This is a genomic window from bacterium (Candidatus Blackallbacteria) CG13_big_fil_rev_8_21_14_2_50_49_14, from assembly GCA_002783405.1.
GTDB lineage: Bacteria > Cyanobacteriota > Sericytochromatia > UBA7694 > UBA7694.
Genome location: PFGG01000047.1, coordinates 62,721 through 74,608, shown reverse-complemented (window position 1 = coordinate 74,608; position 11,888 = coordinate 62,721). Strand labels below are relative to the sequence as shown.

At 51.7% G+C, this 11,888-nt stretch carries 11 protein-coding genes; 5 read left to right on the top strand and 6 right to left on the bottom strand.

The window, feature by feature from the left end:
* Window positions 1–194: 194 nt before the first annotated feature.
* From COW20_11585 to COW20_11570, 4 genes are all read right to left on the bottom strand, one after another.
* Complete coding sequence (locus tag COW20_11585; GenBank protein PIW47808.1) at window positions 195–1,121, bottom strand: hypothetical protein; 927 nt, start codon at window positions 1,119–1,121, stop codon at window positions 195–197.
* 277 nt (window positions 1,122–1,398) lie between these two features.
* Complete coding sequence (locus COW20_11580) at window positions 1,399–2,574, bottom strand: di-heme enzyme (GenBank protein ID PIW47807.1); 1,176 nt, start codon at window positions 2,572–2,574, stop codon at window positions 1,399–1,401.
* 1 nt (window position 2,575) lies between these two features.
* Window positions 2,576–3,529 carry a metallo-mystery pair system four-Cys motif protein gene (locus tag COW20_11575; GenBank protein PIW47806.1) on the bottom strand — a complete coding sequence of 318 codons (954 nt, stop codon included), beginning with the start codon at window positions 3,527–3,529 and terminating at the stop codon, window positions 2,576–2,578.
* Between the two features lie 96 nt (window positions 3,530–3,625).
* On the bottom strand, window positions 3,626–4,162 hold the full coding sequence (locus tag COW20_11570; GenBank protein PIW47805.1) for a two-component system response regulator: 537 nt from the start codon (window positions 4,160–4,162) through the stop codon (window positions 3,626–3,628).
* Window positions 4,163–4,241: 79 nt separating this feature from the next.
* Here COW20_11570 and COW20_11565 point away from each other — a divergent pair, with 79 nt between their 5' ends.
* From COW20_11565 to COW20_11545, 5 genes are all read left to right on the top strand, one after another.
* Window positions 4,242–5,534 carry a hypothetical protein gene (locus COW20_11565; GenBank protein ID PIW47804.1) on the top strand — a complete coding sequence of 431 codons (1,293 nt, stop codon included), beginning with the start codon at window positions 4,242–4,244 and terminating at the stop codon, window positions 5,532–5,534.
* Window positions 5,527–5,796 (top strand): hypothetical protein, encoded by a 270-nt coding sequence (locus COW20_11560; protein ID PIW47803.1) that lies wholly within the window; start codon window positions 5,527–5,529, stop codon window positions 5,794–5,796. The genes COW20_11565 and COW20_11560 overlap by 8 nt, the downstream gene beginning before the upstream one ends.
* Before the next feature lie 152 nt (window positions 5,797–5,948).
* Window positions 5,949–6,551 (top strand): hypothetical protein, encoded by a 603-nt coding sequence (locus tag COW20_11555; protein ID PIW47802.1) that lies wholly within the window; start codon window positions 5,949–5,951, stop codon window positions 6,549–6,551.
* A gap of 34 nt (window positions 6,552–6,585) precedes the next feature.
* Window positions 6,586–7,077, top strand: coding sequence for a hypothetical protein (locus COW20_11550; protein ID PIW47801.1), 492 nt, complete (start codon window positions 6,586–6,588; stop codon window positions 7,075–7,077).
* An 80-nt stretch (window positions 7,078–7,157) separates the two neighbouring features.
* Window positions 7,158–9,080, top strand: coding sequence for a hypothetical protein (locus COW20_11545; GenBank protein PIW47800.1), 1,923 nt, complete (start codon window positions 7,158–7,160; stop codon window positions 9,078–9,080).
* 46 nt (window positions 9,081–9,126) lie between these two features.
* On the opposite strand, the gene COW20_11540 is transcribed toward COW20_11545, so the two are convergent.
* Together COW20_11540 and COW20_11535 are read right to left on the bottom strand one after the other, a co-directional pair.
* Entirely contained in the window at window positions 9,127–9,747 is a 621-nt protein-coding gene (locus COW20_11540; protein ID PIW47814.1) for a hypothetical protein, read from the bottom strand.
* A gap of 53 nt (window positions 9,748–9,800) precedes the next feature.
* Window positions 9,801–11,840 carry a hypothetical protein gene (locus tag COW20_11535; GenBank protein PIW47799.1) on the bottom strand — a complete coding sequence of 680 codons (2,040 nt, stop codon included), beginning with the start codon at window positions 11,838–11,840 and terminating at the stop codon, window positions 9,801–9,803.
* Window positions 11,841–11,888: the final 48 nt, after the last annotated feature.

The window sequence follows — 11,888 nt, the reverse complement described above, 5'->3', positions numbered from 1 at the left end:
AGACCTTTCCTGTGTCAAAAAACTTAAATCGCACCCCGAATCTCGTGATTCAAGGTGCGAAGAACTTTCATTCTGAACTACTGACCGTCTTAAATCCTGGGTGAGAGTTAAACTCTAAGTTATTAGCTAAGAACTGAGATGGGCATCGTAGTCAATTTTGAATTTTACCCGATTAAGCCAGAAGCACTTCAAAATCACCTGATTTCTGAAGTCAGATAAAGCTGTTCCAACTGTGTTTTCAACTGCTTGATTTGGCCTTGGGCCTCGGCGTCGATATAGTCGATCGGAAAAGAGAATTCATCGGGCACCCATTTGAAGATACGCTGATCTGAAAAAACAAACTCCAGATAATAGACCCGGCGATCCAGGCCCTTGACCTGGCGGATTTCAAAATCTGAACGAATGCCCTGCAAGCCCGACAGGATTTCCTGGCGGGTGCGCAGCAGACTTTTCTGGGTCATGCCCTCTGCGGTAAAAACAGTCAGATAAACGAATTCATACAGGGTTAAATAGACAAACAAAACACCAAAGAGCAGGCTCATCAGCCCGAAAATCCCACTTATCCATTTTTGTGAGGGGCTGCTCAGCGCAGAAAGGGCGTAAACCAAACTTCCTCCCCCAAAGACTCCCAAGAGCAGCCCAACCAAACCCGTAAAGATCGCGGATTTAATTTTGCCTGGATAGTAAAAAGGAAATAGGCCTTGTTGCTGCGATGGGGGGGCGAGATGAGGAATCTGGGCCTGCAAAAAATAAAACAGGCGGGCATCGTCCTGGGCATAGAATTTATGCAGGCGAATATCCCCTTCAATGCCTTCCAGTACAATCCAGCGCAGGGTTTGTTTCAGCCGAAACAGGTTTTCAATTGCTTGGGTTTGCACTTTAAATGCACTTTTGACGTGCAGGGTGTCTCCTGCGATGCGAACCGATTGTGGAGCCTGTGAAAGGGCCCAGAAACAATACAGGCCGATGCCTAAAAAAGGCAGGGCCAACCAGAGCCCCAGTTGGCTTTGTTCAAAGAAGAAGGCTATTGCTCCCAGGGCTGCCAGCCCACAAAAACAGCTTGCTGTAAAAGCAGCAAACAGGCGGGCAAGGGGCGAATATTCAAAGTCTCGATTAGGCATGCGTATCCAGGGGGCCTTTCCGAAATAAGGGGTGAGAGCGCACGTGTATCCACATACGTTTTATTATATGCCCAAGGGGTAAAGAACGCTTCGAATTTTCCGCAGGAAGGGGGGAGCCGGTTTGTGAGGAGGGCATTGATCAGCTGTATGTTTGTGATCAATGATACATTTAATGATCATATAAATGTATATTCATTCAATAATTAAGAAATCAAGTGATAGTCAGTATTCTGGGTGTTTTTTGGTTCGCTTGAAGGACTGGGGTGGGGCCCCCAAATCAGGGGCTGGCAGGCCAGGGATTGCTGAATTTGGGGTTGCTTAAAAATTCAGGATCGGTCAGACTTTCGAGAAAGGCCAGCAGATCGGCTTTTTCTTGGGCATTGAGTTTAAATCCTTTGACAAAGCCGCTTTTATAGGGATTTTTAGATCCCTCACCCGCCAGGGGCCCAGAAGAAATTGTACGCCCGCCTGCTGCGTAGTGGTCGATCACTTCACTGAGTGTAGCGATACTGCCATCGTGCATATAGGGGGCACTGACTGCGATATTGCGCAGGCTGGGGGCTTTAAACCGTCCCATATTCTGGGGCTGAAAGTTTAACTCATAGAGACCCCGGTTGGGAATGGGGTAGGCACCTGTACCGCCGAGATTGTAAAGGCCTGTATTTTTGAAGTTGACTTCAGTAAAACTTGAATTTTTGTGGCGGGTGGCATCTGAAAAATTAAAACCCCCATGGCAGTGAAAACATTCAAGGCGTTCACTGAAAAATAGGGTTTTTCCTCGCAGGGCGGATTCACTCATGGCCAGGGTTTCTTTGCCATAGACTTTGCGATCATAGGCGCTGTGACTGGAGACCAGACTGCGCTCAAAACTGGCGATTGCGCGGGTCAGATTGAGCAGCCTGAAAGGCTGGCTTTCGTCTAGGTAGGCCTGTTTGAAAAGCGTTTGGTACTGCGGCACGGCTTCTAATTTTTTGAGTAGCTCATTTTCTTGCCCCACCAGACCCAGTTCAGCGGGGGTTTCACCAAAGAGGGGAACCAGCATTTGGGTTTCCAGGCGGGTGAGGTGGGGGTTGGCCCAGGTCAGAACTGCGGCATAGGCCACATTTGAGAGCGCCATGCTGTTGCGCGGAACGGTTTCTCCCCGCACTCCCTGGGGTAAGGTTTTGCCATCTGAAAAGGCCCGTTTCTGATCATGGCAGGAGGCACAGGACATTTTGCCATTGCTGGAAAGGCGTGTATCGTAGAACAAATGGCGGCCCAATTCAACCTTGGCCTGGCTCATGGGGTTATCGTCCGGCACTGCGGGCTCAGGATAGCCCTGAGGCAGATTCCAATGCCAATCGCTTGTCTGCAGCGCCTTCAGCTCGGCTGTTCCGGCCCCAGAAAGGGAAGAAGAACAGGCGCACAAGGCCCCTAAAAGCAGCAGTCCACCTGTTCTTTTCGCGCTGAGCATCTTATTTCAACCCAAAGAATTGCTGGGGGCCAGCAGCTTGCGTTCCAAAGGGCAAGCCCAGGTTTTTAAAGACCTGTGTGCAATCGCTGTCATCGGGAGCTGACATACAACCAGCAGCGCTTTCGGGTTGATTTTGGTCGAGATTGCTCTGGGCCAAGAGTTTGCCCAAATCGGCAACCACCGTGTCTTGGGCAGGATCAAAATCCGGCAAGCTGATGCTGGGGCGGTTGGGGTTTTTGCATTGTTCAGTTGGGGGCTGGCTTTCAGCACTGCCTGCGGGAGTATGCATGATTTTCATGGCATGCATCATCGGGCTGGCACTGGACATGGGCATGCTGGTGGGATCTAAACTTTCAGGGCACTCGGTGCTGCCCAGATGTAAAAACCAGCCTGTGGGTTGGCCTGTGCTGCTGATATCCAGACGTGCAAATTTATAACCGGCGCGCCAAACCCAGAACAGAGAGGTCTGATTCAGGGGGGAGGGAGCGGTATTGACATCCTGGTGATTCATTTCAAAGGGCACGCCCAGATCAAATTTCAGTCCCTTGTAAGTGCCAGGAGGCACTTTGCCTTTGATTTCGAAGTTTGTTTCAGGGGTACCGTCACAGCTGCCGGTTTTGTTTTCAAAATCGAGCAGAGCCAGATTCTTGAGCTGCCATTTGCCATCCTGATCCAATTGCAGCGGCACTTCCTGGCCTTGGCTGTTGATCAGATGCAGATCGCTGAGATAGAAGCGAAAGTCAAGTGGCTTGATGGTTGAACCTGTGCTGCCCAGACCCGAATAGCTTGAGTTGCAGTTAAAGGCCTGGCCATTGACTTCTCCTTTGAATTGAATGCGGATTTCCTGGGTGGCGGCTGGGCTGGTAGAGGGTTGGGAACTTGCACTGGGGGGCGTATTGCATGCGCCCAAGACACTGGCGCCCAAGAGAAAAGGGATCATTTTGGTGGGTTTCATGCCGAAAAAAAACTCCTGTGAGTGATTTGTATCAGCATAAGCCTTTGTTCTGCTCTGTGCCAGCGTTTGGGGGTGCAGCAGTTTGTTGCAGTTCGTTTATTTTAAACCTGTCTGGCGCAGTTTACGCTGCAGGCTTTGGCGGTGAATATTCAGCCACCGCGCTGCTTTTGATATATTTCCACCGCATTGGTTGAGCACGTATTCAAGATATTCGCGCTCATGGCGTTCCAGGCTTTCGATCGGTTCATCGGGGCTTTCGTTTTCAGGGGGTAAATCTACCCAGAGTGCTTTCTCGAGTCTTTCCAAAGAAACAGGTTTGGTCAGATAATTTACCGCCCCGCGTTTAATGGCCTCTACAGCTGTGGAAATACTGCCATAGCCTGTTAACACGACCGTGCGGCAGGTTGCCTGGCTGTCTTTCAAACGCTTGACAATATCCAGCCCCCATTCCCCCTGTAAACGCAAATCGACGATTGCAAAGCGGAAGTTTTCCTGTTTCAGAATATGTGCCACTTCGTTTTCGCTCGCGCAGGTTTTGACCCGATAGCCTTTGTCTTCAAACTCGGCTTGCAGGGTTTCACGAAAATCCTGATCATCTTCGACCAGCAGCAGGCTGGGAGCCATTTCTTCCATCTTCTTCTCCAACGGGGCATCAGTGACGTGGTCAATTTGCTAGTATAGTACAGCAAAGAAGGTGGATTTCAGCAAGCAGATGCAGAATTCTGGTTTTTTACGCTTTTGGGGCCAGGGCTTTTGGCCTGCGGTGGGCCGGGAGGATGAAACCCGGCTCAAACTGGCCTGGCTTGTAATTTTGCGTTGGATTACGGTGTTGGTTCAAGCCGGGGCAATTGCGCTGGCGGCGGGTCTCAATCTGGTCTTGCCCGAGCAGGTGCCGGTTCTCGCTGTGTTTCCCTTGGCTTTGTTTTTGGCCAATTTATGGGCCGCACGTGGCCTGGTTCAGCCAGTTCAAGCTGTGCAGAATGCGCCCGCCCGCCTCTTGTTTTGGATGTTGCTCGACTGGGTGCTTTTTTTGATGCCGATCAGTTTGGTCAGTGGGGTACACAATCCTTTTTTTCCTTTGGTTTTTTTGCATATTGCCCTGGCAGCCGTTCTTTTACCGGGTTTGAGCAGTCTGCTTTTTTTGGGAATTGTGCTGGTTTCTGTCTATCTGTTGCATCCGGTGATCTATCTTTTTGGCAATGCCGGCTACCTGCGCCTTTCTGTTTTTTTGGCAACCGCCATTCAGAGCTTTGTGTTGTTGATGGTCTGGGGGTTTGTGCGCTGGGTCTCCTTGCGTCTGGAACATTACCGCCAGCAATGGCAGGCTTTGCAGCAGCAACAGGAACGTCTCCAGCGCCTGCAGCTTTTGGGGGCTTTGGGAGCCGGGGTTGCGCATGAATTTGCGACGCCGATCAATACCCTGCGTTTGCGTTTGAGCCGTTTGGCCCGTCAGTATGAAGAAGAGGCCATGCCCCCTGACCTCGTGGTTGCTCTGCAGGCCCAGGCGCGTTGTGAAAGTAAATTGCGTACCTTGGCCAGTCTGCCCAGTGTGGAAAGCCTGAGTCAGCAGGAACCCTTGGCTTTAACCCCTGTGATTCGTCAGCTGATTGAAAATTGGGCGCGCCGCTATCCTCGCTTGCCCCTGAATTTAGAGCTGGAGCTGGCCCCGGATTTTAAATTGCCTTTGCCTGAGCTGGCTTTGCGCCAGGCGCTTGAAAACCTGCTGGATAATGCGGTTCAGGCAGCGGGTTTAGACAAGCCTGTCAGGGTGTGTTTGAAACAAAACCTGCGCGAGATTGTGCTTGAAATCTGCGATCAGGGGCCCGGTTGGCCTGAGATTGTACGCAAACATCTGGGCGAACCCTTTGTGACCACGCGCAGTGAAGGCACGGGTTTGGGTTTGTATATGGTCTATCTTTTGGCCCAGGCCCAAGGTGGGCAGTTGGAGCTTCGTGATCAGGTGCCTCAGGGGGCCTGTGCGCGTTTGAGTCTTCCCTGTGTCTGAGACTTTGAAAACCCAACTCGAACAGCTTCTGCGGCAGCTTCTGCCCCTGGATGCGCAGACTGTGATCCAGTTTTCTGAATTTGTCGATCCCCAAACGGGCAGGATAGAAACTCTCTTGAACTTTGAACGCAGGGATCTGCCCGCTTTGCATTTTCATTTGCCCAAAGCCTTGCATGAAATTCAGGAAGAGGATCTGGTGCGGGTGCTGGTCTACCGCCCTGGCAGCTCTTGTGCGCATGCCCATCAGGAACCCGAGCGCTAGTCATTGCTGAGCAGCCCTGAATCCTTGGGGCGAGCCGAATTGTCGTCTGGCCGACATTTTTCAAGCTTTAAATTTCTTATTCTTAAGAGGATGTGCTTACAATAGAAACATCTTGTTTTTTTTGGAGGATCCGTGTGATTAAGCAAAGTTTGATGGCCTTATGCCTGCTTTTACCTTTGAGTATGTCTGTGCTGGCTGCCGATTTGGCACCCCGTCAGGTGCTCAACCCAGGCTCTCATTGTGTGGCCTGGAGAACGACCAAAACCTTGGCCTTGGTTTCTCAGCATGAGGTGGTGGGTACCAGTTGTCAGGTGACCGTTACCGCCAAGCAGGCTGCTGGCGGAAAATTTCAGGCCGTGGTTTCGATTCCTGTTGCATCTTTTAACAGTCAGGAAGCAGATCGGGACAAGGAAGTCCTCAAGATTCTCAAGGCTTCTGTTCAACCCAATCTTGTCTTTAAAACCTACGCGCTCTCTTTGGCGCAATGGCAAAGCATGTTGGCCCAGGGCAAAGGTTCGGTCAAAGGTTCTTTGGCCGTGGGAGGCAAAAGTTTTCCTCTCAGCGCCCAGGTTAAAATCCGCAAGGCAGGGGCCAGTGTCGAAGTGTATGGCAGTATTCGCACCCGTTTTACGGCTTTGGGTCTGACTCCGCCTGAGGTGGGGCCTGGAGGAGCGATTGCCAAGGTACCAGATTATCTTGAATTACATTTTAATCTGGTCTCAGACAAGGTACAGAATATCGGAATTGTGAAATAATCTTTTGAAACCTGCAAGAAAGGATGGATCTAGGATGAAATTAATTTTGAGCAGTCTTTTGCTGTTTGCACTTTTGGGGGCTTGTTCTGCGCCTGGTGCTTCTCAAACTCCCACGGGAGGGAGCAGCAGTCCGGTGCTTGAGCCTGCAGATGCCGATCTGATGGCGATTGCAAAGGCCTATACAGGCTATACCGCTTTGAACCAGGATTTGCGTGTGAGCCCGCAGCATGGGGGCATTTATGTGCGCACGCATCTGGATGCTTCGGCAGAAAAGACCTTCAATGCCAAGTCTTTTCCGTATGCAGAAGGGGCTGTGGCGGTGAAAGAGGGGCATTTGAGTGCCGAGGGTGCGATTGATCGGATCTATATCATGAAAAAGCTCAAGGCAGGCTATGATGTTGCCAACGGCGACTGGTTCTATGCCGTGCTTTCGCCCGAGGGGGCCGTGCGCCAGAAGGGCAAAGAACAGCTTTGTATTGGCTGTCATCAACAGGCCAAAAGCCGGGATTACGTGGTGGGCTTTTAAGCACGACACGCTGTCATGCTGACGGACTGAAGGGGTCTGCTTTGTTATAATAGGGAATAAACCTTGAAGCAGGCCCCTTTATGTCTGTTCTATTGCGTGCTTTAGCCACATTTTTGGGCTCGGCCTTTTTACTCTTTGCTGGATTTACCGGTTGGTATGTCTGGAATTTTCAAGATTCCTCAGCCCAACCCCTGTATCGACTGCGGCCCTTGGTCTCTGAAATTTCACGCGCGGTGGTCAATGAAAACCGTGCCCAACTCGATAAGATGCTGGCGGGTTTGCCTTTTCAAACCGTCGTGACCGATGCCGATGGCGAAATCATGGGTTCCAATCTGCCGGCAGTCTCGGCCCAGGCCCGGCGGGAACAGGCCCGCAAAGCCTTGCAGGATCAGACACTTAATTCCCAATTGCAAACCCCCGATGGGCTGGCCCGGATTTATTATCAGCAAAGTGGTTTTTGGAACCCTGTGCTTTGGTTTCCCCTGATTTTCAGTTTGTTGCTGGGGCTTTGCCTTTCCTTTTGGGATTATTTGAAGGGCACGCAAAGCGAAGAGCCTGTGGGTGAAATTCGGATTCTGACCCGCCAGGCCCTTGCAGAAACAGACCCGGATCAAGAAGCCTGGGAAGACGAGAAGCACCGCCTGCAAGCGAAAATCAACGGCTTGCAGAAACAGCTTGAAACCACTGAACAGCTCTTGGAGCAGGCCCGTTTAAATTTGCACCAGGTGCGTGAACACCCTGTGGCAAGTGCCGCTCCAGAAGCGCTCAAAACCCTTGAAAAGGAACTTGAACAGGCGCGGCAGCAGCTCAAGCGCCAGGGCGAGTCTCATCAGCTGCATGAACAGCTTGAAAAGCATTGGCATGAAAAGCAGGAGCAATGGCAGAAAGAACAGCAGGCTTTGCGCCAGAATCTGCGCGAACAGGAGCTGGCCCAGGCCCGTTTACAGAAGCAGAATACCCGCTTAGAAGATGAACTGGCCCAAGCCCAACTCAGTGAGCGCGAAAAAACACGGCAATTGGAGCAAAACCATGCCCGTTTGCTGGAGCTTGAAGATATTAACCGCCAGCTTTACGAGGCCTATCAAGAGATCGAAAAATTGCGCAAATCTGAACTGGATCTGATGCGCAGAGAAGACCTTTGGCACAAAGAAAAACAGAAACTGCTGGGGGTTTTGGGCGAGCGCGAACAGCAATTGGATGAAACCCGCAACCGTTTGAGCCAGAGCCGGGTCAAACTGCGTGAACTCTCTGTGGCCTATAAACGCCAATTGGAATTGGGTTTGAATATGCCCGATGATTTGATTGAGGCCCGCAATCTCTTGGAGCATCTGATCGCCGACAAAGACGTGGTCGAGCAGGAAAATGCCCAACTTCAGGTGGAATTGGGCGACAAGCATTCAGAAATCAACCGCCTGCGCAAGGAGCTCGAAACCCGGGCCACGCATTTGCAGGAATCGGAACGCCGCCTTGAAGAACGTGAAAAAGAGCTGAAAAAGCTCAGGCTAGAGCTTGAATTGGTGGGGGATACCCTTTCCGATAAACTGATGGATTTGGACCGTCTCAGCCGCACCCACAGCGAAGACACCCTGGCCTTGGAAGAGTTGATTCAGGAGCGGGATCAACTCAAAACCCGTTTGCTGGATCTGGAAACCCGCATCGAGGCGTTGAATGAAGAAAAAGCCCTGCTTCTGTTTGAAAAAGACACCCTGGCTGAAAAATTAGAAGGCATCGATATCCAGGATTATGAGCTGCAGATTGAACAATTGAAACAATCCCTGCAGGTGATGGGCTCTCAGCAGCAGCGCAAGCAGCAGGCCATTCAAACCCTGAAGGAAAAACTCCAGCAGGGAGGCGATCTCTATGAAAAGCTCAAGCGCCATGTCGAGGGCAAAGAGCGTGAAATTGCCCGTCTGCACGAGGATTTGGAGCGCAAAGAATCGATTATTCATCTGCTCGATCAAAAGCTCGACAAGGCGGGTTTGCGGGATTCTGTGAATTCTTGAACCCTCACAGATTTGCATTGCAGTACCTGTTCAGTGACAAGGGAAATTAGCTGTTTTGCAATGAAACGCTGACCTGAAGTTTGCAATGACCGAGTAATTCTGCGCTGAGCAGATCACCATCCTGGACAGGGCCAACCCCGGCAGGGGTGCCCGTATAAATCAGATCGCCCCTTTGCAGTTCAAAAATACCGGAAAGATAACTGATCAGTTCAGGAATTGAAAACAGCATCTGGGCGGCATGCCCTTGCTGGCGCAGTTCGCCATTGACCCGCAGTTCAAAGCGTAAGGCTTGGGGATCTTGAACCTGGTGGGCTGGAACCAATTCCGAGAGCGGAGCTGAAGTTGCAAACCCTTTGGCTATGGCCCAAGGTTTGCCCTGGGCTTTGGCTTTGGCTTGCAGATCCCGCAGGGTCATGTCCAAACCAATGCCATAGCCTAAAATCACACCTTGAGCGTCTTGAGGAGAAAGATGGCGACAGTTTTCTGCCAGGGCCACCACCAGTTCGGTTTCGTAATGAATTTCCTGCGAACAGGCCGGTGGGGTAATCACCCCGCCATCGGGCAGAATAGAGGCCGGGGGTTTGAGAAAGATCACGGGTTCAGCGGGCCGTGCACTTTTCATTTCCTGGGCGTGTTCTAAATAGTTTAAACCCACCCCATAAATCATGGGGACTTGAATTTCCTGCAGGATATGGGCGTCCTGCCGCAGTTTGAGATACATCAGACCACGCCTTCTACGCGGCGCAGGCTGCGCACGCTGCGTTTGGGGGGCAAGAGCATCGATTGGCGTGTTTCAAGATCGGGTTCTACCACGCAATTGAGATGGCTTAAGCTGTAGTTGCCCTGTTTTTCGATGCGTTTTTGAAGTTCATCGAGGCGTTCGTCCACCGCGATTTTGACCCGACGGGTCAAGACCTTAAGATTGAGACTGAGATCAGATTTCAGGCTGCTCATGTCTACGCTGATGCGGCCCATATTTTTGGTTTCAAGCGTCAGGGTGATATGCAGGGGCAAATTGCCATCTGGACCCTGTTGCGGGTCTTTGGGATCATAATCCTGGCGGATATACAGCTCAGCGGGGTAGCTTTCCTGGTTGGCGTGTACCATCAGGGGAATGCACTGAATCGGCTGGTTTTGGCTGAGCATTTCACGGGCCACAAGATTGGCCTGAACCTTGTCGATTTGAAACCCAACCTGTTCCAGCAGGTCGCGCAGGGTATTCAACAATTGCTGTTTTTCGGCATCACCGCCCAGATGTTTGAGTTGGGCTTTGAGTTCGGCCTGGTTGTTTTCAATTAACTGGGCCAGTTTGCTGAAAATATCCAGACCGTCGGTGTGAAGATGCTGCTGAATTTCTTTGGCCAGCTCCGGAAACAGGCTGTGGAAAAGCCGTTGAAAACTGTGTACTTTTTGCTCAAGCAGGCCAGTAAGTTGTTGCAATTGTTGATGTTGAATAAACAATTGCTGGTAATCCTTGAGTTGCATATTCTCGGAGAGGTGAGAAGAAAGCTGAAGAATATCGCCGAGCAGGCGCAGCATCTGAAAGAGTCCTTCATCGGTGCTCATGACCTGTTTGGCCGCACCAGCGTTTAGTTTTTCAAGTGTGCTCGGATCGCCGCCGGTCAGGTGCAGGTAGAGTTGTTCAAGGGCCGACTGCTCCTGTTTGGCATAGGCTTGAGGCAAATGCTGGTTAATATTCAGACTTTGGCTTGAGCTTTTGCCGCCTTCGACAGAACTAACCGCTTCCAGAGCCTGCTGCCGGTTTTCGCCATTTTCAATCGCCTGAATTTTTTGAGCCGTGCTTTGCTGCGTGGTTTTGCTCACGCCATCGCCGCGATTTTCAATCGCTTGGGCTTGCCCGGCGACCTGTTGTACTGCGCTGCTTTGAACGGCTATTTGGGTGATGGCTTGGCTGCTGGGAGCCTGGGACGCCGCAACTTGACTGTTGGTGAGGGTCGGTGTTTGGCCGCTTTGAGGCAGGCCCGTTTGTGCAAGCGCGGCAGGACTACCTGCTGGGGAGGAAGCATTGGGCACACTGGCCTGGGCCAGGCCTGTTGCTGTCTGTACGCCTTGCTGAGCAGCCGTGCTTGTCTGCGCAGGGGCATTGGCTTGTACTGTGGCATTGGCCTGCCCGGTGGTGGCTGTCTGGGTGGGTAAGCCTTCGGCATTTGCAGTTGTCTGACCCGGTGGCAGGGCCAGGTTTTGGGGCGCGTTGGTCAGCGCTGGAATGGGGGCTGGAATCGGCGGCAGATTTTGCATCTGTTGCAGAACTGGAGCCAGATTCTGAGGCAAATTTTGCAATTGCTGGGGCAAAGGTTGGCCGTTCATCAACTGTTTCAGAGCCATGACGGTTTGGCTGTTGACGGGCAGTTCCTGGGTCAAGAGAATCACGGCGGCTTCAATCGTTGTTGCGCTGCGGTCGGGCAGACCTGACAAGGCCTGCTGTACGATCTGCAGGGTCTGATTGCTGACAGGGTGGCCATAATTGGCAAGATTTTGAGCGATGCTCATATTTTGATTGGAAGGGTTTACGCCCATTTCCATCAGCGCGTTCATAATATTTTGCGTACTGTGTTGAACAATGGCTTGGGCGGGGGCTTGATAGGGAGCTTGAGCGGGTGCCTGGGGGGCTGCTGGAGCCGTACGCCCCCCAGGCGCATTGAGGATCAGATCGGGAACTCCCGGCTGTGGCGTGACAGGTGAACTGGGGCCCTGAATCGGACCGCGATTCTGGAGTGGATTGAGGCCGGGAACTTCCACGTAAGGTTCCCCTTTCTTGGGTTATGAACTCAAACGATTTAAAGCCGT